A 23,635-nucleotide genomic window follows, 5' to 3' on the forward strand; every position below is an offset into this window, starting at 1 on the left:
GCTCGCGCGCTTCCGCTTTATCGGGCTAGCCTGATAACCGGGCGATGCGCTCACGTCCCGGCCAACCGGCACAACTTTGCCTCGCATCTTAAAGCATCGGCCATGGTCGCGAATTCTGACGAAATGACCGCGCCGGCTTCCAGCGCGGCCGCCATCAACCCGATGCTCCAGCTGTCCAGCCGATCGATCCCGGCATCAAACGTGAGCGCGACAGTGACGTGCCGTGGCGGAAGATAATTTCGATCGGCGCTGCCAGCCGGCATCGTGCGATGAGGATCGTCCTTGCGCGACAAACGCCGGAAACCCGGATTTCACATCCAGCTAGTCGTTTCGGATCGAGCATTTCGTTGGTCTTTCTCATGACCGCCGCGGCGCTTGTTTTGGAAGAACCGAGCCGCTATTTCATCGGCGTCCGTCGAAGTTTCGCCTTCTCGATCCCGGCATCGCCGCGCGCGGGGCTTCATTTACGCGACGATCGTGTTCAGCTTGGCGGCGCGACGACGGGCCTCCTTCTGTTGCCACGGCAATGATCGGGTCTTCTCAAGGGCGCTTCTGAGCTCTGATAAGCGCCAGCGGGGTGCCCGGCTCGCAGGATATACAGGCGCGGGCAAGCGGCCAGCCTGGACGGCTCTCCAAAACCCGACCCGTGACAGAACGACTTCCGCAGCCGCTTGTCCCGCCGTCAGGAGTGGGTCGGTCGAAATGTAATTCAAGGTGTGCCTCCAGCGGCTTTAGTTGACGCCAGGGAACTTGGGTCAACGAGCAACCGGTTCGGAAGCGACTTCACCGGTGAAGTGGATACTTCACCGGTTAGGCCGAGTGGTCTTCGCGTTGAAGGACGTTCCAGACATAAGTGCCATCCCTGCCACTTGACGCGGCCAGGAAGCCCTTCGGCGAGATGGCGCACTCACCCAATGGCGGCTCCTGTTCCGGCATATCAAACCTGAGTTCAACAGCTTCACCGCCTGGGATTAGCGGCTCGGAGCCATGCTTCGGTGTGAAAGTGGTTCCAAATGTTCGGAACCACTGCGCCCAACCCATTACCTGAAACCGCCGATTTTGATCGAACATCGCCTCCCAGGCGGCTGCTTGCGGTGGAACGCCGGAGAGTTGGCATTGCAAGACAAATGCCGCCCAAACGGGCGAAATCCCACGCCATTCCTTCCACCATTCCTTGAGCGTTCGGTGCGTCGGCACCGTCGAGCCGCCAACCTTGCTTCCCTCTTCTTGCAGCATCGCCATGGCCCGACCCAGTGAAGGATCTAGGCTGGGATAGGACGCGCGTATGACCGCGACGAGCAGCAGCAGAAATCCTGTATGCATAGCGCCGCCTCCGCTGGCGCGACTGAACTCCTGTACCACAGCCGCCGTCCCTGGCGCGTCGGCAACGGATTTATAACCACCTCCCGGAACCCACATGTCACGATGGACGGCGCGAGCGACCTCATGCGGTCTATCGATAATTGCTGCAATCTGCGCCGTGGTGCTCGGCATGAACGGGAGATGGTCATGATCAATCCCGACACGCGAAACGAACGCGGAAAACGCTGCCTGTTGTCCAAATCGCGAGATGAGTGGCGCGTTCTCCTCCATGGATCCCACCATGTCGGCAGCAAAAGTGGCCAGAACCTGCCGCTGACATCTCGAACTCTTTGGCCAGGCCATCAACGCCAACAGCTGGGCACCCATGAAGTCATGGGCACATTTAATATTCGCGATTCCTGCACCGGCCGGTGTGCTCTTTCTGACGGACCTTTTCATCGAGCACCCACGCGCCGCAGCGGCACGGCCACCTCTGCCGGCAATTCGGTGATCAGTGCGGTGACGTAGGCCTGCCACCGTCCAAGGGCCGCCATCACCTCCTCGGCAAAGTCGTGACGATCATAGATCCGCTCCAAAGCGCTGCGGCCGGAAACGTGGTTCAGCGCTGCCTCCGCGTGGTCGCGTGGTACACCGAGCCTTGACATCCCAGTACGAGCTGAACGACGCACGTCGTGCCATCGCCAACCGGTGACGCCCGAGAGTGCATCGACCGTCGATTTGACCTTGGAAAAACCGCGGATACCATTGCCGGCCACATCACCTAGCAGTCGCCAGGCCGACCCCGCAGCATGCTTTGGCCACAACGGTAGAAGCTCGGCCAAGGCGAGAGCGGGGAGGGGAATCGTGATAGCGCGCCCGTTCTTTGCCCGCTTGGCCGGAATTGTCCACGTGTTGCTCGATCGATCGATTTCGCCTACCGCGATGTCCGCTACTTCGAGTTCTCGGGTAGCCGTCAGGATTAGCAGACGGACGAATCCCCTCGGCTTGGGATTCAGGTCACCGGCAGCAATCCAAACTGCTCGCAACTCCGCGTCGGTCAGAATGCGCGCCCGGGCCTTGGAGGGTGGCGCGAGACTCGCCAATCCTTTGCGCGGTAGTAGCGGGGCTGCGATCCATCCATTCGCCTCGGCGTGTCCTAGAAAGGCGGCGCAGACGCGATAGAGCAGGGAAGCCATCGCTGGTGCTGTCTTGCGCTTTGTCGCGATCAGGGCGGTCCAGTCCGACCGGGTAGTTTCGGCGAGAGGGCGTTTGCCGAGCGCCGGCGTGATATCGCGAAGGCCAATGCGCCGCACCTCCTTGGCATGTCTGACTGACCAGGGCTTTGCCTTGTCTTCCGTTTTAGCCGCCTGCCACTCGGCGAACCGCTGGGTTACGGTTGGCAGGGCGCTTCGGGCGACGCGATCGGCCCGTGCCGCCCGCCGCTCAGCAACCGGATCGCCGCCATCCTGTATCGCCGCCGTCGCTCTGAGGGCTCGCTTGCGTGCCTCTGCAATGCCTACGGCCGGCCAGGTGCCGAGTTTGGCGCGGGTCCGTTTGCCGCCCGTCGTGCGCCCGCGCACCGCCCAGGTGGCGGTGCCCGACGGCGTGATCCTAAGCACCAGGCCGATCGCGCGGGTGTCCCAAAGCTCCAGGCGACCGCTTGTCGGTGGCTTCACGGCGCGTAGCCAAGTGTCGACCAATTCTCGGCGCATCCGCGCTCTCCTGCCCGCGCCGGGGTCACCCGCCGGGGGTCCAAAGGGGGTCCAGAATCGGCGCGCTTCCAGTATACCGCCAGAGACTACCGGACGCTACGGGGAACGGAAAGTACTTGACATACAATCAGTTTGGCTCTGGATGTGGCCACCGACCGCAGTGGAGTTGCTGATTCGTAATCAGTAGGTCCACAGTTCGATTCTGTGCGCCGGCATCATGATAATTTATTGATAAAATTTAGAGAACTGCAATCTCCGCTCCCTGTCCCTTGCGCCCCGATATTACCCTGACAGGACATTGACAGGACAGAGGGGCGGGAAAGTCATATCGGGCGGGTTAACGGCCGGACGTTCATTGCCGGGATCGCCCGCCAGCCCCACGGGCACTGATTGATCAAGCCCGGCCGAACGATGCTGCCAGCACGTTGCGCCTCGGGCCGGGTGCTGCGCTCGGCGCAATATGATCCTGTTCGTGAGACGGCTCGCTGTCGCAGTGTAGACCGGGGCGGATGCCGGAGAGGCCAGCGGGAGCGGCGGCTCGTGAAGGAACTGGACGCCGGCCCCCTGTGCGGCGCGCGATCAGCGAGGCGAATGGAAACGTCATGGATCAAGACCAGGCTCGCAGTGGTGGATGCCCTTTCACGGCGGTAACACGGGTTCGAATCCCGTACGGGACGCGACCAAAATCAATGTGTTAGAGACGGCGCAACGGTTAACCGGCCCTCGTCTGTCCCGGCGAGGACCGGGCAAGGCGCCCCCGCCTCAGTTTGCGGGGGGTTGGTCCGGGTCAGGCCAGCACGGTGATCAGAGTGATCGATACTGTGACACTAAGATCGGCCTCGACGAGTTCCCGCAGCCGGAGTGAGCTGCTAATGGATGCCTCTATCGGACCAACACCCGTTATCAGGGGATCAATTCGGCTCTTCAAATCTCGACCACGCTCCTGTTGAGTCGCCATTACAAACAGGACAGAGTCCGCATGGGGCATTCTATCAAGGAGCACAGGAGGCATCACCCACCCAGCAGCCCTGCGGATGACCGCGTGGTGAGGCGTGGTTCGACGGCGATGCTGAGCTCGTAAGTCGTCATTAGTCTATCGCGGAAGCTCTCGTTATCTCACTGCCTTTGACTGCTTGAACAAGAGCAATCGGGTTCCAGTAATCCTTGTAATGAACGATGTTTCCATCGCGCATGCGGATCACCGAGATGTAGCGTTGGTTGTAAGCTTCCTTGGTAAGAAGACCCTCTCCATGACCGGAAAACTCAAGTACAACCATGTCCGGATCACTAACCTCTATCTCGGAGACGTCGGCGACTCCGTCGATCCGAAATAGCGTCCTGATCCTCTCGAAATTCGCGATGATGGCATCCCGACCTGCAATCGGCGTGCTCAGTCCGGGCGGCGCAAAGGGATACTCCAAAACACCATCCACGGCGAACATGTCTGGAAACGTCTCGGCATCGGGTTTGAGGCAATTTCCCAGCACGCGACGCAACATAGCTGGGAAGCTCTCAACGGCATCAGTTTCGGACATCTTGATCTCCATCATGGGCAGGGCCGGATGGGGGCGGCTGATGACCGAGGCCATTGTCGCCCCCGGTTGGTCGGTATAACTATGGTCCATGGTCCATAGTCAATGGCTTCGTCCGCAATGATGATCGCTGCCTTTGCCCGGGAAAGTAGGCTGTCGGTTGATGCAGTGCGGCTTTACGTCCGCCGGGGCTTGCTCCATCCGGAGATCGGGACGAAGGGAGGGTTGCGCCCCTACCAGATTTTCTCAGCCCTCGATCTTGAAAAGGCTCGCATTATCCGTGCCGGCCAAGCACTGGGATTGCCGCTCAAAGAGATCGGCGTGTTCATTAACAAACGAGCTTTCGACGGCGAGGAAGACGATGTGGTAATCGCCTTCCTAGAGGAACAACGCAATCGGGTTACAGGAAGAATTTCCGAGCTGGAAAGACTTGTCTCGTTCGTCGATGCCAAAATAGCTTGGCTGAAAGACCCGAGCATCGGCGCTTCGCCGCCGTATCCACAGTAATTGCAACATGACGGGATCGCCGCCAGCAACCAGCCGCTCAGCGGTGACGCTCGGTTCCTCCGCCAGTCCAGTTTATCACCGTTCGGGCCGCCGCTCCGCTGTCAGGCGACGGTTACAGCCGCGTGGTCATTGAGGTTGCCAATGACCAGCGTCGATCCAGGTCCCGACCCGAATTGGAAGGTGATTCCGTAATTGCCGCCTACGATGTTTACCTGGCCGCCGGTCGCTGTCGTCAGGGTTGTCCCGGCGGGATGATGAGTGATACTCGTCAGGTCCTTGGCCATGATATCGACGGTGCCGTTCGGGTCGTAGCCATAATCAAGGATGGTGGTAACCCCAGACACGCCGCCGGCCTGCAGATCCACGTTCGGCGAAGAGTTCCTCGTCAGATCGACGATGGTCTCATTCTTGTCGGTCGGATTGAGCATGAGGCCTACCTCCGTGTTGGCGGCCGTCATAAAGGTGAGGCTCGACGAATTGTCATTGAGCGTCAGGCCGACGTTGCCGCTGAGCACGAAGATGCTGTGGTCCTCAGCGGTTTCGCTGGCGAATCCAGGCCCAGGAAAGTCCTTGATCTCAGCCAATTTTTCCTCCGAATGGGTTGATGCGCGGCCAGCCTATAGCTTGGCTCTCGCCGCAAAGCGACCTTCGGCTCCGCCACCGGCAGAGTCGGCTCCACCGCGTCGCACTCGTACAACAGTTTTGGCGCTCCACCCGAAAGCGGAGGTGAATGCCACCCCTCTAAACCCAGCACCCGCCTCACCTGCTCGGCCCGAGGGATCGGCCCCAACCGCGCCCTACCCGGTGCCTTTCAACGCCGCCGCCACGCTGGCATAGCGCGCCGCCGCCAAAGGCTGATCCACGGTCATGATACGTGCAAGAAACGATCCGCGGAATGCCCGCCGCTTTGGCGTCCACCTTCGCCAAAAGGTACGGCGCGATCCGAACCCGGGCATCGGCGGTCGCCAGTTACCACCCAGCCTCGCCCATCTTCGGCAGCACCAGCTTCGATCCCGGTCGAAGGTAGAAATCCGGCATCGCGTCGGGATTGGTCAGCCCGGTCAGCGTGCGCACATCCTCATCGCCCGGGAACGCATGGTCGGAATGCGCCGTCGCCGCGGCCGGCTCGGGCTTGACGCCGGTTACCCCGACGCAAGCACAATCAGCCATTGAACGGAGTAGCGACCGCTAATCCCCGGTCGCCGCCACGCCGTCGGCCAAGGTTTCCAGCGAACGGGCATTGTCGCCCAGCTTCGAGACGCTGTCATTCAACTTGTCCAGATTGACCCGATAGCGCTGCAGGCTTTCGGAAAGACGGGCGGTCGTGGTCCTCAGCGTCACCAGCCCATCACGCCACGCCGCGACCGCCGACCGCTGCTCGGCCAAGGCGACGTTCAGCGACGACAGGGCGCGGTTCAGCCGCTGTTCCGGGCTGGGATCCGCCGCCGCCACCCTGACGTCGGCAGCAGCCGGCGAACACCAGTCCGGCGCGATCACCCGACTATTCTGCACGGTGACGGCGCCGGCCGCGCGACGCGGCAAACGCTGCGGGCGAGACCCCGCCCGCTTCGCCCGGACCGGGAACGGAATCACCAGCGCCGAGGCAGCAGCGGCCGCCGGCGAGTCGGACAAATCGGAAGGAATCACGGCAGCGCTCCGGTCAGGAAACAGGCAGTGATTAATCAATCATGAACACCGCGATCGAGCTAGAAATTATTAGAATACAACGGTCTGACCGAGGCCGCGCAGGACCAGGACCATCGCCATCATGATCACCGCAACCACCGAAAAACCCAAGCGAATCCACACATATCGCGCCGGCACCAGCAGCCGTCGGGCAGCCCGGTGCTCGGTCAACACAGTTGCGAGATAGCCGATGATCAGAACGATCAGGGCAATCGAAGGTGCCACCAGTTGCGCCAGCACCAGGCCGACCCAAGCCGCGATCATCGGCAGCACGCCGGCCATGAAACGCAGCGACGGGCGCACCGCCTCGGGCAGCAAGGCCAGCCCCCAATGCACCCCGCCGGCGAACGCCAGCACCAGCGCCGCGTAGTCGATCAATGCCACCAGCATCCGCTCCGCCGTCTCGGGGATGTGGCCGACCGCACCGCCGGCGAACACGATCAGCGGCACCAGTCCCAGCACGGTCAAGGTAATGGCGATGGTCGGCATGGCGGCTCCTCGGATCGGGGCGACCTTGTTCCCCTCATGACCACGGCCGACATATGCTAGAGCATGATCGCGGCTGGGGCGGGACGTTCGTCGTCCGAAGGACGCGCTGTTCGCGCGAGGCGCGTGAATCATGCGACAAAACAAAGAGCTAGACCGCTACAATTCACCTTGATCGTGAGTTTCATTCACCTGGGCTGAACATGACCATCGGTTCCGAGATTGTCGTCATCCTGCTGCTGATCCTGCTCAACGGGCTGTTCTCGTTAAGCGAACTGGCGTTGGTTTCGGTGCGCCGGGCGCGGCTCGCGGTGCTGGAGCGCAAGGGTGTCAGGGGCGCCGGCGCGGCGCGCGAGTTGTCGGACGATCCGCAGCGCTTCCTGCCCACGGTGCAGGTCGGTATCACCCTGGTCAGCGTGTTCACCGGGGTGTTCGGCGGCGCCCGCATCGCCGCGCACGTGCAGGCCTTGCTGGCACCGATCCCGCGCATCGGCGCGTTCTCCGAAAGCCTGGCGCTGGCCATCGTTGTCATCGTTACCACCTACCTGACGCTGGTGCTGGGCGAGCTCGTACCCAAGCAACTGGCGCTGCGCACGCCGGAGCTGATGGCGATCCGCGTCGCTCGTCCGATCGCCGTGCTGTCGCGCCTGGTCGGCCCGGCGGTCTGGCTGCTGGGCAAATCATCCAACGCCATCCTGCGGCTGTTCGGCCTGCACCGAGCCTCTCGCCAGTCGGTCACCGAAGAGGAACTGAAAGCCCTGCTGGCCGAGGGCACCCAGGTCGGCGTGCTGGAAATGGAAGAGCGCGACATGATCGAGCGCGTGCTGCGGCTGGCCGACAAGCCAGTGCGCGCGATCATGACCCCGCGCACCGAACTAGCCTGGATCGACCGCAGCCATCCGGCCAAGTCGATCACCGCGGCGTTGAAGGCGGCGCCGCACTCGCGCTTCGTGGTGTGCGACAAGTCGATCGACAACGTGGTCGGCGTGGTGCAGGCCAAGGACCTGCTGGATCGCATCCTGGGCGGCGGCGAACTGTCGGTCAGCGCCAGCCTGCGCCAGCCGATGATCGTGCCCGACACGATCAGCGCTCTGGATGCGCTGGAGCGGCTAAAGTCCGACACCCTCGGGCTGTCGCTGGTGATGGATGAATACGGCAGCTTTGAAGGCGTCGTCACCGCCGCCGACGTGCTGGCCGCGATCGTCGGCGAGGCGCCCGGCCCGGAACACCAGGAAGGCGTGCCCGGGCCCGAGGGCGAGACCACCATGACGCTCGACGGCATGACCCCGGTGGACGAGCTGAAGGTTCGGTTGAACCTGCCGGACCTGCCCAGCGAGGGCAGTTACCACACCCTGGCCGGGCTGCTGCTGGCGCTGCTGCGCCGGGTTCCCAGGCTGGGCGATCGCATCGTGTTCGGCGGCTGGCGCTTCGAGGTCATGGCGATGGACGGCCGCCGCGTGGACAAGGTCCTCGCCGGGCACGAACCGGCCGCCGAGAGCTGACCGGCCACCGAGGGCTGACCGGCCGCGCTAGGTCGATGGCGCGCCGCCACCGGCCCATGCCGGCGCGGTCGTTCGACGTCGGGCCGGGACCCGCGCGGATGGTCTGGACGGCTGTCGTCAACAGAGCATGCGGCGGCATTTCCTCGACCCGGCGATCTCGATCGATGCCGGTTAACAGAATCTTAAGCCCAAGCGGCGATCCTGCCGGCAACTGTCGGGGTCAATGCCATGTCGCGGTCGTGCTGCTGGTTTGTGCTGCTCTCGGCCACACTGGCGCTGGCCCCCATCGGATGGCCTCGGAGCGTATGGCCCGAAACTGCCTTGGCCCAAAGTGCATGGTCCCAAGGCACACACGCCGAGACCGCCGTGTACGACGATGCCCCCAGCTTCGAAAAGCACCGCGCCAATTCTCACCATTCCGACCCCGATCGCAACGATTGGCGCCACCATCGGCGCCCCCACACCCACGCCCTGACCCTGGGCGCCATCGACCCGTCGCGTCTCGGCCCGGCACCGGGCGGATTCTGGTATCGGTGTGATTCGCCCGCCGGGTATTATCCCTATATTCCGGCGTGCCAGACACCATGGCGGCTGGTGCCGTCGATGCCGCCCAGATAACGACCATGCCGCTAGTGTCCTGCCCGGGAAGTTCGCCGCACTTCGCGGCAGACGAATGGGATCAGCAGGCCACTGAAAACAAGGCGATTATGCATTTGACATAGCCCGGTTAGGGGAGCACTCTCCCCATGCTTAAGATGCCGTCTGACATCGACGTACGGGCGCATCTTGGGGAGGGGGATAGCAACATGCCAGCACGCGTAACTCTCGATGCGATGATTCCACGTGAGGATTTCGCCTGGGAGGGTCAAGAATTCGTGCTCGACTTGTTCCCTGGTCTACCCATTGAAAGCCTCTCGAACGAGGCTCCAATTTTGAAACTTCTGCGCAAACCAGACTTTCAGCGAGAGACAAATCATTGGTCTGCTGAGCAGATCGCCATATTTGTCGCCAGTTTCCTTGATAATGAGGTAATACCATCGCTTATCCTATGGAAATCACCCAGTTTCATTTTTGTGATAGACGGAGGACACCGTCTTAGTGCGCTTCGCGCATGGATGTTGAATGATTATGGTGATGATAGGGTCTCCCAGAATTTCTATAACGGTGAAATTTCCGATTTACAAAAACGCGTTGCCAAGCGCGCTCGTAAGGTAATCGAGGACAGGGTGGGTAGATTTAACACGTTAAAGGATTTTGTTGGAACCAAGCTCGGAAGCGAGGAACAACGACGCCGCGCAAATTTGCTTTTCACCCGAGCGCTCCCAGTACAGTGGATTCAGGGTAATGCAGCTTTCGCAGAGACATCGTTCTTTAAGATAAATTCTCAGGGAACGCCATTGGATGAAACGGAGACTATGTTAATCACGAATCGCCGAAAGCCAGTGGCTATCAGTGCTCGGGCTATCTTGAGGGCCGGGGCAGGCCATAAGTATTGGTCTGGTTTTTTACAGGACAATGTCTCTAGTATTGAAAGTCTAGCCGCTGATTTCCATCGTGTTTTGTTTTCGCCCGAAGTGACGCACCCACTAAGAACGCTGGATGTTCCAGTCGGAGGGTCGGTTTCTCCAGTCGATGCTCTCGCGTTGCTAATTGAATTCCTTGTAATTGCAGGCACGCGTGACCAGAGGGGAATGGTGATAACTGCCTATCCGGATGACGAAACAGGAGCCGGAACCGTTTCCGTGCTCAGAAATTCGTTGGAAATTATCAATAGGATCACCGGAATTTCAAGCGGTAGCCTGGGGCTTCATCCGGCAGTATATTTTTATAATGATAAGGGAAGATTTAACCGTTTTCTTTTCCTGGGTATGAGCCTTACTATTACAGAAAAAATGCGCAACAATGATTCCGGATTCTTTCGTAAATTCACGCACGCAAGGGAGAAACTTGAAAAGTTCTTAATGGAAAACAAGTCGTTGATATCCGCTCTATTGCAGAATATGGCAAAATCTCAGCGCGTTCCAAAGATGCGTGATTTATTGGTGTTTTTGATGACCACGATAAATGCCGATGAGGCGGTAACTCCCGAGGCGCTTATCAGATCGCTCGGGTTGCAGGGGCGTATTATTGACGTCGTGGCCGCCACAACTAGCGTTGATTTTTCTGATGATACGAAAGCTATGATATTCGTGCGGCAGGCTCTTTCTGCTGCGCTTATATGTCCGCTCTGCCGGGGTAAATTGGACCCGAATAAGTCTGTTTCATATGATCACATTGTCCGAGTTAGGGACAACGGAAAAGGAGACGTCGGAAACGGCGATCTAGTGCACCCATATTGCAATAGCGCCATGAAAAACTGAGGAGATAGAAAATATGGCAAACATCGATTCTACCGTAAACAACGCAGATTACCCCCCGGCCGAAGTCGCGCGACGGCGTGATACCGCCATTCTTCGTGCTCTAACAACTCCTGCACGAGAACAGAAAGCCGAGACGCCTGCACAAAGCACCAAAGCCGATGCCCAACGCAAACGAAGGGAACGAGAAAAGAGCACTGCTATAGCTACTTCTTCTCGTCGCTCTCCCAAGGCTTCCGATCAAGAAGTAGGTTGTTGATACATGAGCCGCTTCCCCTTCGCGCCACGGATCGCCCGGAAGGTGCGTTCGGTATCGTCCACACCAAGCTTGACCCGATTATTATACCGAAAATCAAACTCAGCCACGTAGCGGTGAAGGTGCTGTTCCCCACAATGCTGATAGACGCCCTGCATACCCCGCTTGAACACGCTGTAAAAGCCTTCGGCAGTGTTGGTATGGATGTAGCCATCCCGGACATATTCACCCTTGCTGTGAGTGGTGTAATCATCCCCAGCGAAGTGCTTGCCGAGGTTGGCATACTGTCCAGCTTCGTCGGTCATGATGTGCGACCCGCTGTTCACATGCGCTTTGATGATCGGCAGCAGATCGGCAGCGGCAGTGCCAGCAACATGGAACGAACGAGACCGCCCACCATCGGCGCGACGTTCAATCAACGTCATCACAGCGTGCTTGTGGGCATATCCGCGCTTTGCTTCGAAGCCTTCTTTCTTACCGATGAATGTTTCATCGATCTCGACAATCCCGCCGGGACCGCCCATCGGGGTCGTATCCTTTATGTGGTCCATGCATTCGCGGATGCGGTGTTCCATGAACCAGGCCGTCCGATAGTTGACCTTAAGCATCCGATGAAGCTGGTGAGCCGAAATACCTTTCTTGCTGGACGCCATCAGATGAAACGCTAGCGCCCACTTACACAGAGGCACATGGCTGCGCTCCATGATCGAACCATTCGTAACCGTAAAGTGGCCCCGGCAGGCATTGCACTGAAACAGGCCGGGACGATGGCTCTTGCCCTGCAACCGCGTCAGCCCCTTCGTGGCACGGCAATGCGGGCACACCGGCCCGTGCGGCCAAAGAACGCTCTCAAAGTGAGCGCGGGCCGTATCGTCATCGTTGAACATCGGGTCGGTAAGGTCGGTCATGGCTTATCTCCTGATGCAAACCATACCGGACCTACTGCGCTATGTCAAATGCATAATAGCCGAAAACAAAGACCGAGTGTCGCGAGACTGATGCTCGCCCGATACGGCGAACTTCGGACGCGGGACACCAGCGAGCGATCGCTTCTGGTGGCATCACCAAAAGCGCGAATCGCTCGATAAAACAATGACTCGCGGGGCATTATCGGGTCAACAAGACACGATAATGCCCTAAGGACCATGCCATGCCACCATTGACCCGCCCGGCCGCGCTTCTGCTACCCCTGCTGCTGCTGAACGCCTGCGCCTCGGAACCGATGGGCCCGACGGTTGCCGTGATGCCTGCCCCCGGCAAGCCGTTCGACGTGTTCCAGGGCGATCAGGCGCTGTGCAAGCAGTTCGCCACCAACGAAACCCAGGGCGGGGCACAATCGGCCAACAACCGCCAGGTCGGCACCGCGGTGATCGGCACGTTGCTGGGGGCCGGCCTCGGCGCGGCGATCGGCGGAGGACGCGGCGCGGCGATCGGCGCCGGTGCCGGCGCGCTGGGCGGCACCGCCGTCGGCGCCGGGCCGGCCGGGCAGGCCCAGGGCAGCCTGCAGCAGCGCTACAACCTGGCCTATTCGCAGTGCATGTATTCACGCGGCAACCAGGTTCCCGGATTCGCACCGGCCGGATCGCCACCCCCGTTGCCGCCGGGCTACGCCCCGCCACCTCCGCCGCGCGGCTACCCGCCGCCGCCCAGCTACCCGCCCGGCTACCCACCACCCCCGCCGCCCGGCTATCGTTGAGCGGACCCGAAACGCCGCGACCGGAAAGCCTCACTCGGGTCGGTTGCCTGCCGCTCTATCCAGGCGTTGCCTGTCGCTCCATTCAGGCTCTGACCGCCTGACCCGGACCGGCGTGTGGAAAGCCGGTGCAGCAACTCATCGAGCAGCGCAGCCTTCCCCCACCGTCAAATCGGCGGCCGGCCCAACGTTGCCGCCGCGGCCTGTCGGTCGAACCGCGCGGCGGGCGCGTCAAGTGCGATCGCGGCCAGCACCGCCTCCCGAGTCGCGATCGACAACTCGCCGCCCTTGCGCGCCCCGGCGGCGGCAAGCGTCAGCACCAAGCCGACGCAACAGGCGTGCATCATCGCGGCCCCGCGTTCCTCGCTGGTCCGCAATCGGCCCGCCTCGGCGATGGCGCGGATGCGCTGCGACAGAACGCGCAGTCCCTTGGCCGCCCACTGCGGTCGCCACAGCTCGCGTCGTGGTGGCCTGCGAATCGCTCTTGCGTGCCAGGGCAAGGGCCGCATCCAGGATACGCAGGCGGCCGGCGCGAACGGTGTCGCACGGGTCGTCTGCGGTCGCGGTCACGTCCCGCGAACCCTGCGGCAGGGACCTGCCCAAAGACCACAGAAACCCGTCAATCCCGCTGCCGGCCTCCCCTGCTCACCCACCGCCCAGCGAACCCGCGGTCTGCCCGAACAGGATCTTCCGCGATTGCTCGCTGTGCTGGCCGCCGCGCCGCAGGTCCTTGGCCAGATCGACCCCGCGCTGCACCGCCGGGCGCGCCTTGATCAGCTCGCGCCAGCGCGAGACGTTGGGAAACTCCTCCAGCGACTGCCCCAGCGGCTTGGCGATCAGCACCCAGGGCCAGGAAATGATATCGGCGATCGAATACTCGTCCAGGATGAACTCGCGCCCCTGCAGCCGCCGCTCCAGCACGCCCAGGCAGCGATTGTATTCCCCCGCGTAGCGCTGATGCGCATACAGGTGATCGCCCGCCTGCACGCTCTTGGCATAGTTGACGAAGTGACTCAGTTGCCCGGCCATCGGACCCAGGTTGCCGACCTGCCAGAACAGCCACTCCAGGCACTCCTTGCGACCCTTCGCCGTGGTCGGCATCAACCGGCCCGACTTTTCCGCCAGATGGATCAGGATGGCGCCGGATTCAAAGATCGGCAGCGACCCCTCCCCAGTATCGTGATCGCCAGTATCGTGATCGCCAGTATCGTGATCCACGATCGCCGGCATCCGTGCGTTCGGGCTGATCGCCATGAAGTCCGGCTTGAACTGGTCGCCGGCACCGATATTCACCGGCTTCAGGGTGTACGCCAGCCCGGTCTCCTCCAGCATGATGGAGACTTTCCAGCCGTTCGGAGTGGGCCAGTAATAGAAGTCGATCATGCCGCCTGCTCCCGTGCCGCCAGCGCCGCGATCTGCTCGCCCGAGTAGCCCAGTTCCGCCAGCACCTCGACGGTGTGCTCGCCCAGCGCCGCGCCGCCCCGAGCCGACCCGGCCCGGCTGACGGAAAACCGAGCCGCCGGACGCGCCTGGCGCAGCTGCCCGGCGGTCGGGTGCTCGGTCTCCTCGATGATGCCGTTGGCGATGACCTGCGGATCGCTCAGCATCGCCGAACGGGTCAGCACCGGCGCGCAGGGCACCCCTGCTTGCGTCAGCCGGTCCAGCCAATACTCGGCCGAGCGGGCGCGCAACGCCTCCTGGGTCAGCATCAGTCGTTCATCGATGTGGCGCTGGCGCAGTGCCGGCGTCTTGAAGCGCGGGTCATCCAGCCATTCCGGCTTATCCAGCGCGCCGGTCAGGGCGACCCATTCGCGGTTGGTCTGCACCGCGGCGCTGATCGGGCTGGTCGCGGTTTCATAGATCAGGTCGATGAAGCTGGCCGCCTGCTGCTGCGGGATCTGCTCACCGACAAAGGTCTGGCTGCCCATGTCGGAGGCCCACAGGAAGGCGATCACCGCATCCAGCATCGACAGCCGGATGTGCTGGCCCTTGGGCTCCCCAGGGCCGGTCCGTTCGCGCGCCAGCAGCGCCGCGGTGATCGCCTGGGCGGCGTTGTAGGCGGTCAGCTTGTCGGGAATGATGGTCCGCACCAGCCGCGGCCGCTCGCCGTCCGATCCGGCCTGGATCGTGGCCAGCCCCGACACCGCCTGAACCAGCGGATCATACACCGGCTTCTGCGCATACGGCCCGGTCTCGCCGAAGCCGCTGATCGAAACATAGACGATCGCCGGCGCCACCGCGCGCACTGCGTCCTCGCCCAGCCCCATTCGCTCGACCACGCCGGGCCTGAAATTCTGCACCAGCACGTCCGCGGTCGCCAGCAGCCGCAACAGCGCCTCGCGCGCCGCTGGGTTCTTCAGGTCCAGCGCCACCGAACGCTTGTTGCGGTTGTTATTGAGGAACGAAGCCGAGAAGCCGTTGCGGCGGTTATTGGCGGCGCGGGTATGGTCCCCGCCATCGGGGTTTTCCACCTTGATCACGTCGGCCCCCTGGTCGGCCAGGATCATGGTCGCCAACGGACCCGAGATCATCGAGGTCAGGTCAACGATCCGGAAGCCGTGCAGCGGGCCGGGCATGGCGTGTCCTTGCGATGGTTCAGCGCAGAATATGGGTCGCTGACAGGCCGCGCAAATCCGCCGGCACGCCCGCCGGCCGGATCGCCCCTGTCCGGATCGCCACCAATGAAGATGCATGAACGCCCGCCGGCGCGCATACTGCAACCGCCAAGAGGTATGCATCGCGATGTCGATCTCGGTCACAACCACCCCCGACCTGGTACCCCTGGTGGCGCGCTGGCTGTGGGATGCGTTCTGGCGCCACACCGACAAGTCGCCCGACCGGCTGCTCGACGCGGTCAGGCGATCGGTCAGCGAACGGCCGATGCCCAGGACCTTCATCCTGCTCGTCGGCAGCGAGCCAGTCGGCACCGCAAGCCTGGTCGCGCACGATCTGGACGACCGACCCGAACTGACTCCGTGGCTCGCCGGCGTGTTCGTCGTCCGCCATGCAAGGGGTCAGGGTCATGCCGCCCGTCTGGTCACCGAGGTGGAAGCCCATGCCCGGTCGGTATCGATTGCGACGCTCTGGCTTTACACCAACACCGCGGAGCGTCTCTACGCGCGGCTCGGGTGGCGCACCGCCGAGACGATCCGACACAACGGCAAACCTTTCGCCTTGATGCGGCGTGAACTGTCTTAACGGCTGACAGCAGGTTTCATACCCACCCACCAGACTACCCCGTCGCCTTTCGGCCAACCTACATCGGGTATTTGATGAGATTCTGAAACACCAGGGGCGCCCGCGCCTGGATCAGGCGGCCGCCGTCGGCAATCTTGCCGACTTCGATCGCTGCAAAGCCAAGGCTCTCCGCAAGAGCCGCGACGGTCGCACTCGCATCCTCATGGTCGCTCGAGACGAACACCACTCGTCGACCGACATCATCGGGCAACGGGCTGGCGAGAATCTTGACCGGCAGTTGATTGAACGCCTTGACAAGCTTGGCCCCCGGAACACGGTCCGCGTTGACCTCGGATGTGAGCCGTCCTTGGTATTCGGCCTGCTGCACCTCCGGCGACAGCATGAAGCCGTTCGTCACGTCGACGACGATCTTGCCCGACCAGTTCGGCCGCATCGCACCGACATCCTTGAAAGCGACCGCTCCGACCGTGACGAGGATGGTATCGGCTTCGACAGCTTCCTCGACCGTGACCGCCCTGACGCTCGCACCGAGTTCGGCGGTGAGTTCGCCGAGGCTTTCGGGGCCGCGCGAATTGGCGATCAGCACGGGAATGTCCTTCGCGGCAAAGCAGCGGGCAAGCGTCGCGCCCACCGGTCCGGCGCCTATGATGGCGTATGTCATTTTGATCTCCGTATCGATTGTTGCAGCAAACTCAGTTCGGGACCGCGACCAACGCGGCACCGATCCGCGCCGTGATCTCCGCGGCAAGGCGTCGGTGCTGGACGGCCGACGCCGTCGGCCCCGGATCACTCGGCCCGGATCACCTTCGTCAGACGTTGGACACGCCGCCGTCGACGACCATGTCGGCGCCGGTCATGAACGAGCTCTCGTCCGAGGCAAGGAACAGCGCCGCCGCGGCCATCTCGTCGGGATGCCCAAGTCTGCCCATCGGCGTATAAGCGATGTAACCCTTGCGAATTTCGTCGGCATGCTCGGGCGAGCTCGCCTGATCGTCGAGCATCGGCGTGTCGATCACGCCTGGGCTCAAGGTGTTGGCGCGGATGCCGCTGTCCTTGAACTCGGCCGCCCAGGTCCGGACATACGAACGCAGCGCCGCCTTGGTGGCAGCGTACGCCGAGTGGTTCGCCAGGCCCATGGTATGCATCGCCGAGGACACCAGAATGATCGATCCTCCGCCACCCATCATCGGCAGCAAGTTCCGCACCAGGAACAGCGGCGCCCTGGCGTTCAAGGCGAACACGCGGTCGTAGTGTTCCGGCGTGACCTCGCGCAGCTTAACCTGCTCGGTCACGCCGGCGCTGGACACCACCACGTCCACCTTCCCCTTCACGCTCCGGACCACGTCAGCGACCCGGTCGAGGTCCTCAAGTTTGGACGCGTCCGCCTGAATGGCGGTGACGTTGTCGTTTATTCGCGGCACGCCGATGAGCTTCACCGCCTCGTCGAGCGCGGTCCGGCGTCGACCGAAGATGAACACGTGGGCGCCCTCCTTCACGAACCGCCGCGCGATGGCGAGCCCGATGCCGCTGCTCCCGCCGCTGATCACCGCGACCTTGCCTTGCAATCTCGACATGACTCTTCTTTCCGTTTGCGGCGCCGGATCGCTCGGGCCTGGCGGGGTGCCCGACAACGCTTTCCAGCCGAGGACCTGCGGATCAGTTGGATCGCGACGAACCTGTCGTTCAGTCTGCAAAATTCGTCATCGGTGGTGCGTTTTCCGACCGGTTCCGGCGGGACGTTACAGCCCCCGCGATCGACGACCTCTCCAGTTGAGAAAGTGGTTCCTGCTCCGCACTGATCCGCACTGCTAAAGCATGATCGCGGTGGGCGGTCATGCTGAAAATGATCTATCGCCCGGCAGGGTGGGTCCCCTTCGAGCAGCCGCCTGGCGTCAATCCCCGCGGTGTGCCTCCGGTCACGGGATCGCCCGTCAACGCCTTTCGAACGACCCCATAAACTTCATCGCTTTGCGCGAACGTCCGCGTGGGCCACTCGCCGCACGTGCGCCAGGCTGATCGGCGGACCTTTGAACCAGCCAACCCGCCGCGGACGGCAGTCCGACCAACGGATCAGTGCTCGCTTTCGGCCAAAAGCGCTTTCAGCTCGCGAAAGCCGAGATCGAGACGCTCGCCGAGACCTTGCCCAGGATCGTCGAGCCAGGAGACCGTCGCCTGCACGAACAAAGCCATTCCGGTCCGCGCCGCAAGAACGGCTCGCAGCTCCGCGACACCTCGCGCCTGCAACGCGGCGGCAAGCGCATCGGCCAGCGCGGCCGTTTTCGCCAACTCACGCTCGTAAAGTGCGGGCGTGGCGGAGATGACCTCGTGTCGCGGCCTCGAGAATGGCCGGTTGGCTTCAAGCACCGGCTGGAGCGAGCGAAATGCCCGCAACAGCGTGTCGAGCGGTCCGAGCCCGGCGGGCGCGTCACCTATCGAGGCCGTCAGCGCCGCTCGCAACTTGGCCTCGCCATCGAACAGGACCTCCCGCTTGTCCGGGAACTGGCGAAAGAAGGTCCGCTCCGTCACGCCGACCCGTGCCGCGATCTCGGCGGCCGTGGTTCGGTCGTAGCCGCGCTCGCGGAACAACTCCAACGCCGCCGCTTGCAGGCGAACGCGTACCTCGTCCTCGCCTTTCGCCACCGACCCGCCAGCTCCCTATTGTCAGTTACTGACATACCCCCATGTCAGTAACTGACGTTGTGGCGAAATCAAGTTTTCGCCCGCCATGGTCAAGGAGCTTTAGCATGCGCGTGTTTCTGACGGGAGCGACCGGCTGGATCGGGTCGGCGATAGTTCGTGAACTAATCGATGCGGGCCATTCCGTCGTCGGCCTGGTGCGCTCGAAGCAGAACAGAGAGGCGCTTGCCGCCTGTGGCGGCACGCCGCTATCAGGCTCGTTGCGCGATCTGGACGTGCTACGGCAAGCCGCCGGCGATGCCGACGGCGTCATTCACACGGCATTCGGTCTCGACCTCGCGAAAATCGTCGAACTGAGCAAGGAGGACCGCGAGGCGATCGAGACCTTTGGGGAGGTGTTCGCCGGTTCGGACCGGCCGATCGTCGTGACCGGCGGCTTCGGCCTGCTGCCACGCGGAAAGACGTTCACGGAAGACGCCAGGCCGCCCGTCATCGCTGAATTTCCACGCGCGTCGGAGCAGACCGCGTTCGCGCTTGCCGAGCGCGGGCTGCGGGCATCCGTGGTCCGCCTTCCGCGCTCGGCCCACGGCGTTGGCGAACGCCATGGCTTCGTCCCCATGCTTGCCGCCATAGCCCGCGACAAGGGCGTTTCCGCCTATGTCGAGGACGGACAAAACCTCTGGCCAGCGGTGCACCGGCTGGATGCCGCGCGCGTCTTCCGCCTTGCCCTTGAACGGGGCGGCCGGAACGAGGCATTCCATGCCGTTGCCGAGGGCGTGCCGTTCAGGCTGATCGCCGAGGCGATCGGCCGGCAGTTCGGCCTGCCCGCTGAGTCGCTGACGCCTGAACAAGCCGCGACGCATTTCGGCGGCTTGGCGATGTGGGTAGCGGGCAATGGTCCCGCCTCCAGCGCGGAGACCAGGGCGGTTCTCGGATGGGAGCCAGGCGAGATGGGAATCATCTCGGATATCGACCGCTCGGAATATTACCGGACAGGCTTGTTCAGCTCGGTATCTCCAGCGACCTGAACGGTCAATGGCTGCTTGCAGAACTGAGGTTCTGCCGCGCAAGTGACTGTTTTTGGTAGCAACCGGCTGTTCCACGCCGAACCCTGCCCCGGCTGGGCCGTCCATGCCGGGGAGGAGATTCTCCAATTCGCGGAGCAGATGGAAGCGTCGTCGAACCACCTGCAGACGCGCGCGTCTTCGGTCGCGACCAGAGCGTGCGCGGGCTTCTGCGGGTGGCGCTGGCTCGATGCCGGGTGCGTTCCAGATTTGCCGATGCGCCTCCCAGCCGATCCTACGGCTCCTCGGTCTCGAGGCCGATACCGAGATAGCGGCTGGTGATCTCCGGGTCGGCCAGCAGCTCGTCGCGCGTTCCCTCGAAGGCGACGTGACCATTGTTGAGCACATACACCCGGCGCGCCAGCATCAGCGCCGCGCGCACGTCTTGCTCTACAATGACGATCGTGGAGCCAGCCTCAGCAAGCCGGCCGCACAGCGCCACGAGTTCCTCCACGATGACCGGCGCCAAACCTTCGAACGGCTCATCGAGCAGCATCAGCTGCGGCGAGCGGATCAGCGCGCGGGCGATCGCCAGCATCTGCTGCTCGCCGCCGGAAAGTGTGCCGCCTGTGGCACGACGCCGCTCGCGCAGGCGCGGGAAAATGTCGAAGATTTCCTCGATTGGCCTGGGTTTTGCCGCGTTCAGCGCCGCAAGCCGCAGGTTTTCCTCGACCGTCAGCGTGATGAAGATGCGCCGCTCCTCCGGCACAAGCTGCAGACCACGGCGCGCGATGAGATGGCTTGTCAGCCCGTGAATCGGCGTGCCGGCCAAGCGGATCGAGCCCGAGCGGGGACTGAGCACCCCGGCGATCGTCTTCAGCGTCGTGGTCTTCCCGGCGCCATTGCGTCCCAGCAGCGCCACGACCTCGTGCTCTGCAACCTCCAGGCTGATATCGAACAACACGTGCGAATCGCCGTAGAAGCTGTTGATCGCTTCGACCTCAAGCATGGACATGCGCTGCCATCCCTCCCAGGTAGGCGCGGCGTACATGCGGGTCCTGGCGGACTTCCGACGGCGTGCCCTCGGCGAGCGGGCGGCCTTCGTGCATGACCATGATGCGCGCCGCCAGCGCAAAGACCGCGTCCATGTCGTGCTCGACCAGCACGATCGTGCGGCCCTTGGCGAGACTCCGAATCAGCCGAATGACATCCTGCCGCTCGCCCGGCGAAAGACCGGCGAGCGGCTCGTCGAGCAACAGCACCGAGGGCAGCGTCGCCAGGGCAAGCCCCAGTTCGATGCGGCGCTTTTCGCCATAGGCCAGCGTCGCCACCGGCCGGTCGATACTTGCCGCGAGCCCGAGTTCATCGGCCAGCTCGGCGATCGACTGCTCGACCGCGGGAATGCTGTCGGCGGCGCGGAACACGTCGAAGCGCAACCTACCGCGATGGCGCCCAAGCGCCGCGATGCGCAGGTTCTCGCGGCCCGTCTGATCGTTGAACAACTGGTTGATCTGGTAGCTCTTGGCCATCCCCGCCTGATTGATCGCGGTGACGTCGCGGCCGGTGATGTCCTGCCCACGCAGCAGGATGTGGCCGCTGGTCGGCGCCATTTCACCCGCCAGGATGCGCAGGAACGTGGTCTTGCCGGCGCCGTTGGGACCGATCACGGCGTAGATTTCGCCCGCCGGCACCGCCAGCGACACGTCGGACACGGCCCGAATACCGCCGAAATTCTTGCTGACCGACCGCGCCTCCAACGCCGGCGCTGCCGCGGCGCCGGCCGCCGAGGGCGGCGTCGAGGGCACCATGACCGGATGCGGTCGGATGACGGCCCTCGGGCGTGGTTCCGGCTCCGGCGCCGGCACCGCAAGCCGCGACTGCCACCAGGCGACAAGCGTGCCGTAGAGCCCTTTGCGCAACAGCGTCACCAGCAGAACGAATATGGCGCCCAGGATGAACATCCACAGCGATCCGACCCCGGGAATCTGCTGCAGCTCGGCGCGCAGAAAGAGCCACACCGCGGCGCCAATCGTAGGACCGAGCAAGGTCCCGACACCGCCGATCACGGTCTGGAACACGACCTGGCCCGACGTGTCGATGGAAAACGCACCGGGTGGCATGTAGCTTTGAAAGATGCCCAGCAATGTCCCAGCGAGGCCGGCATAGGCAGCGGCCAGCACGAACGCCGAGAGCTTGTAGCCGGGAACCGAATGGCCGAGCGCGGCTGTGCGGTCCGCGTTCTGGCGAATGCCGGTCAACACCGCGCCGACCGGCGAGCGCACGATGGAGCGTGCCAATACATAACCGAGGAAGAACAGCGTGGCGATCAACAGGTAGATCCGCCAGCCCTCGTCGAACGAAAACACGAACGACCCAAGATGAATGGTTGGGGGCGGGATGCCGGGAAGGCCGTTCTCGCCGCCACTCCACCGTGCCAGCGGGGAATTTTCCACAAAGAACGACAATTGGGCGAAGGCGAGCGTGATCATCGCAAAGTAAAGGCCGACACGCCGCAGCGCGAAATACCCGACAAGAAGGCCGAACAGCGCCGCCGCCACGACCCCGGCAAGCATCCCCAACCAGACACTGGTCAGCGTGTGGCTGGTCAGCAGATACGCGGTCACGAAGCCGCCGGTGCCGTAGAACGCTGCCTGGCCAAACGACAACAGCCCGCTGTAGCCAAACAGCAGGTCGAAGCCGATGCCGAACAGGCCCCACACCAGGATGCGGCTTAGCAGATCGACCGAAGAGAATGCGGAGAAAAAACCAAACGGTAAGACCATCAGCAGAAGCGCAACGATGATCTCGGGAAGCCAGCGCCTGCCGCGCCGCACGTCAACGCTTGCGCTCATATCCGCCCCACCGCCCCAAACAGACCGCGGGGTCGCAGCACCAGGACCAGTGCCATGACGAGATAGATCGACACCTGGGCATAGTCCGGAGCGAACGCCGTCGTGAGGCTGAGCAGCTCGCCGACGACGATGCCGCCGACGATGGCGCCGCCGAATGATCCAAGGCCGCCGATGACGACCACGACGAAGGCCTGGATCAGGAACGGCGTGCCCATGTCGGGGATCACCGCGGACAGCGGCGAGAAGATCACGCCGGCGACGCCGGCCGCCATCGCTCCGATCGCAAACACGACCAGGAACATCCGGCGCACGTCGATGCCAAGCAGGCCGACCATCACCCGATCTTCGATGCCCGCCCGAACCATCAGCCCCAGCGAGGTATGGTACAGCAGCAGATAGAGTGCGAGCAGGAACACCGCGGCGATGCCGATGACCTCGACACGGTAGAGCGGATAGTAGAACAAATTCCAAAAGTTCACGATCCCGTCGCCCCAGGCCGGTTGCGAGACCCGCTGGCTGTCGCTGCCAAAGAAATATCGTATGGCCTCGATCAGCATCACCGAGAGGCCGAATGTCACCAGCAGTTGGTCCTCCGGCGGCCGTGTGTAAAAGAAGCGCAGCAGCCCGCGTTCGAGCACGACGGCGACGACCATCAGGACCAGGGCGCCGGCCGCCAGTGCCAGGATGTACGAATGCGTGTGGGCCAACACGACGAACGCCGTGTAGGCCCCAAGCATGAACATCGCGCCGTGAGCGAAATTGACAAACCCGAGCGTGCCGAAAATGATCGTCAACCCGCTGCTCATCAGCGCCAACAGGGTGCCGAACGCAAACCCGCTGAAGGCTTGCGAAACGAGTAATGCAACCGGCGGCATCAGTTTTGCACCCAGCCTGCCTGTTGAGAACGAAGC

The 23,635-nt window shown here is 62.9% G+C and carries 25 protein-coding genes; 7 read left to right on the forward strand and 18 right to left on the reverse strand.

Going from position 1 to position 23,635, the window contains the following annotated elements; translation table 11 throughout:
• Positions 1–50: 50 nt before the first annotated feature.
• Positions 51–293, reverse strand: coding sequence for a hypothetical protein (locus ACQY4Y_RS03220; RefSeq protein WP_428489112.1), 243 nt, complete (start codon positions 291–293; stop codon positions 51–53).
• A 66-nt stretch (positions 294–359) separates the two neighbouring features.
• Between ACQY4Y_RS03220 and ACQY4Y_RS03225 the strand changes: the two genes are divergently transcribed.
• The gene (locus tag ACQY4Y_RS03225; RefSeq protein ID WP_428489113.1) at positions 360–530 is read left to right on the forward strand and encodes a hypothetical protein; all 171 of its coding nucleotides are present in this window, start codon (positions 360–362) and stop codon (positions 528–530) included.
• 280 nt (positions 531–810) lie between these two features.
• Here ACQY4Y_RS03225 and ACQY4Y_RS03230 read toward each other — a convergent pair whose 3' ends face one another.
• The 3 genes from ACQY4Y_RS03230 to ACQY4Y_RS03240 all read right to left on the reverse strand — a co-directional run bounded on the left by ACQY4Y_RS03230 (position 811) and on the right by ACQY4Y_RS03240 (position 4,603).
• Positions 811–1,689 (reverse strand): hypothetical protein, encoded by an 879-nt coding sequence (locus ACQY4Y_RS03230; RefSeq protein ID WP_428489114.1) that lies wholly within the window; start codon positions 1,687–1,689, stop codon positions 811–813.
• Between the two features lie 68 nt (positions 1,690–1,757).
• A complete protein-coding gene (locus tag ACQY4Y_RS03235) occupies positions 1,758–3,014 on the reverse strand; it encodes a tyrosine-type recombinase/integrase (RefSeq protein WP_428489115.1) in 1,257 nt (418 codons plus the stop codon).
• A 1,088-nt stretch (positions 3,015–4,102) separates the two neighbouring features.
• The gene (locus tag ACQY4Y_RS03240) at positions 4,103–4,603 is read right to left on the reverse strand and encodes a nuclear transport factor 2 family protein (protein ID WP_428489116.1); all 501 of its coding nucleotides are present in this window, start codon (positions 4,601–4,603) and stop codon (positions 4,103–4,105) included.
• A gap of 63 nt (positions 4,604–4,666) precedes the next feature.
• Between ACQY4Y_RS03240 and ACQY4Y_RS03245 the strand changes: the two genes are divergently transcribed.
• Complete coding sequence (locus tag ACQY4Y_RS03245; RefSeq protein WP_428489117.1) at positions 4,667–5,053, forward strand: MerR family transcriptional regulator; 387 nt, start codon at positions 4,667–4,669, stop codon at positions 5,051–5,053.
• A 101-nt stretch (positions 5,054–5,154) separates the two neighbouring features.
• Here ACQY4Y_RS03245 and ACQY4Y_RS03250 read toward each other — a convergent pair whose 3' ends face one another.
• From ACQY4Y_RS03250 to ACQY4Y_RS03265, 4 genes are all read right to left on the reverse strand, one after another.
• Positions 5,155–5,637 carry a hypothetical protein gene (locus ACQY4Y_RS03250; RefSeq protein ID WP_428489118.1) on the reverse strand — a complete coding sequence of 161 codons (483 nt, stop codon included), beginning with the start codon at positions 5,635–5,637 and terminating at the stop codon, positions 5,155–5,157.
• 385 nt (positions 5,638–6,022) lie between these two features.
• Positions 6,023–6,223, reverse strand: a complete 201-nt coding sequence (locus ACQY4Y_RS03255; protein ID WP_428489119.1) for a hypothetical protein — start codon at positions 6,221–6,223, stop codon at positions 6,023–6,025.
• 18 nt (positions 6,224–6,241) lie between these two features.
• A complete protein-coding gene (locus ACQY4Y_RS03260; protein WP_428489120.1) occupies positions 6,242–6,700 on the reverse strand; it encodes a hypothetical protein in 459 nt (152 codons plus the stop codon).
• A gap of 69 nt (positions 6,701–6,769) precedes the next feature.
• Positions 6,770–7,228: a DUF3429 domain-containing protein gene (locus tag ACQY4Y_RS03265; protein WP_428489121.1), complete on the reverse strand. Its 459-nt coding sequence runs from the start codon at positions 7,226–7,228 to the stop codon at positions 6,770–6,772.
• Positions 7,229–7,428: 200 nt separating this feature from the next.
• Here ACQY4Y_RS03265 and ACQY4Y_RS03270 point away from each other — a divergent pair, with 200 nt between their 5' ends.
• On the forward strand, positions 7,429–8,727 hold the full coding sequence (locus tag ACQY4Y_RS03270; protein ID WP_428489122.1) for a hemolysin family protein: 1,299 nt from the start codon (positions 7,429–7,431) through the stop codon (positions 8,725–8,727).
• 746 nt (positions 8,728–9,473) lie between these two features.
• Positions 9,474–11,087 carry a GmrSD restriction endonuclease domain-containing protein gene (locus tag ACQY4Y_RS03275; protein WP_428489123.1) on the forward strand — a complete coding sequence of 538 codons (1,614 nt, stop codon included), beginning with the start codon at positions 9,474–9,476 and terminating at the stop codon, positions 11,085–11,087.
• 237 nt (positions 11,088–11,324) lie between these two features.
• Here the strand turns inward: ACQY4Y_RS03275 and ACQY4Y_RS03280 are convergent, their stop codons facing one another.
• Positions 11,325–12,248 (reverse strand): IS1595 family transposase, encoded by a 924-nt coding sequence (locus ACQY4Y_RS03280; RefSeq protein WP_428489124.1) that lies wholly within the window; start codon positions 12,246–12,248, stop codon positions 11,325–11,327.
• 242 nt (positions 12,249–12,490) lie between these two features.
• On the opposite strand from ACQY4Y_RS03280, the gene ACQY4Y_RS03285 reads away from it, so the two are divergent.
• Complete coding sequence (locus ACQY4Y_RS03285) at positions 12,491–13,036, forward strand: YMGG-like glycine zipper-containing protein (protein ID WP_428489125.1); 546 nt, start codon at positions 12,491–12,493, stop codon at positions 13,034–13,036.
• Between the two features lie 164 nt (positions 13,037–13,200).
• Here ACQY4Y_RS03285 and ACQY4Y_RS03290 read toward each other — a convergent pair whose 3' ends face one another.
• The 3 genes from ACQY4Y_RS03290 to ACQY4Y_RS03300 all read right to left on the reverse strand — a co-directional run bounded on the left by ACQY4Y_RS03290 (position 13,201) and on the right by ACQY4Y_RS03300 (position 15,609).
• Complete coding sequence (locus tag ACQY4Y_RS03290) at positions 13,201–13,533, reverse strand: hypothetical protein (RefSeq protein ID WP_428489126.1); 333 nt, start codon at positions 13,531–13,533, stop codon at positions 13,201–13,203.
• Positions 13,534–13,678: 145 nt separating this feature from the next.
• Entirely contained in the window at positions 13,679–14,416 is a 738-nt protein-coding gene (locus ACQY4Y_RS03295) for a glutathione S-transferase N-terminal domain-containing protein (protein WP_428489127.1), read from the reverse strand.
• Positions 14,413–15,609 (reverse strand): CaiB/BaiF CoA transferase family protein, encoded by a 1,197-nt coding sequence (locus ACQY4Y_RS03300; protein ID WP_428489128.1) that lies wholly within the window; start codon positions 15,607–15,609, stop codon positions 14,413–14,415. The genes ACQY4Y_RS03295 and ACQY4Y_RS03300 overlap by 4 nt, the downstream gene beginning before the upstream one ends.
• Before the next feature lie 166 nt (positions 15,610–15,775).
• Here ACQY4Y_RS03300 and ACQY4Y_RS03305 point away from each other — a divergent pair, with 166 nt between their 5' ends.
• Positions 15,776–16,231 (forward strand): GNAT family N-acetyltransferase, encoded by a 456-nt coding sequence (locus tag ACQY4Y_RS03305; protein WP_428489129.1) that lies wholly within the window; start codon positions 15,776–15,778, stop codon positions 16,229–16,231.
• Between the two features lie 58 nt (positions 16,232–16,289).
• Here ACQY4Y_RS03305 and ACQY4Y_RS03310 read toward each other — a convergent pair whose 3' ends face one another.
• The 3 genes from ACQY4Y_RS03310 to ACQY4Y_RS03320 form a co-directional block, all read right to left on the reverse strand.
• Positions 16,290–16,892: an NADPH-dependent F420 reductase gene (locus tag ACQY4Y_RS03310; protein ID WP_428489130.1), complete on the reverse strand. Its 603-nt coding sequence runs from the start codon at positions 16,890–16,892 to the stop codon at positions 16,290–16,292.
• Positions 16,893–17,040: 148 nt separating this feature from the next.
• Positions 17,041–17,805: an SDR family NAD(P)-dependent oxidoreductase gene (locus ACQY4Y_RS03315; RefSeq protein ID WP_428489131.1), complete on the reverse strand. Its 765-nt coding sequence runs from the start codon at positions 17,803–17,805 to the stop codon at positions 17,041–17,043.
• A gap of 496 nt (positions 17,806–18,301) precedes the next feature.
• Positions 18,302–18,871 (reverse strand): TetR/AcrR family transcriptional regulator, encoded by a 570-nt coding sequence (locus ACQY4Y_RS03320; RefSeq protein ID WP_428489132.1) that lies wholly within the window; start codon positions 18,869–18,871, stop codon positions 18,302–18,304.
• A gap of 104 nt (positions 18,872–18,975) precedes the next feature.
• Here ACQY4Y_RS03320 and ACQY4Y_RS03325 point away from each other — a divergent pair, with 104 nt between their 5' ends.
• Positions 18,976–19,896 carry an SDR family oxidoreductase gene (locus tag ACQY4Y_RS03325; protein ID WP_428489133.1) on the forward strand — a complete coding sequence of 307 codons (921 nt, stop codon included), beginning with the start codon at positions 18,976–18,978 and terminating at the stop codon, positions 19,894–19,896.
• A gap of 271 nt (positions 19,897–20,167) precedes the next feature.
• On the opposite strand, the gene ACQY4Y_RS03330 is transcribed toward ACQY4Y_RS03325, so the two are convergent.
• The 3 genes from ACQY4Y_RS03330 to ACQY4Y_RS03340 are packed head-to-tail and all read right to left on the reverse strand — an operon-like array spanning position 20,168 to position 23,599.
• Positions 20,168–20,887 (reverse strand): ABC transporter ATP-binding protein, encoded by a 720-nt coding sequence (locus ACQY4Y_RS03330; RefSeq protein ID WP_428489134.1) that lies wholly within the window; start codon positions 20,885–20,887, stop codon positions 20,168–20,170.
• On the reverse strand, positions 20,874–22,724 hold the full coding sequence (locus ACQY4Y_RS03335) for an ABC transporter permease subunit (protein WP_428489135.1): 1,851 nt from the start codon (positions 22,722–22,724) through the stop codon (positions 20,874–20,876). Before ACQY4Y_RS03335 ends, ACQY4Y_RS03330 begins: the two co-directional genes overlap by 14 nt.
• Positions 22,721–23,599, reverse strand: a complete 879-nt coding sequence (locus tag ACQY4Y_RS03340) for a branched-chain amino acid ABC transporter permease (protein WP_428489136.1) — start codon at positions 23,597–23,599, stop codon at positions 22,721–22,723. The genes ACQY4Y_RS03335 and ACQY4Y_RS03340 overlap by 4 nt, the downstream gene beginning before the upstream one ends.
• Positions 23,600–23,635: the final 36 nt, after the last annotated feature.

Source organism: Rhodopila sp. (assembly GCF_965277165.1).
Classification (GTDB): Bacteria; Pseudomonadota; Alphaproteobacteria; order Acetobacterales; family Acetobacteraceae; genus Rhodopila.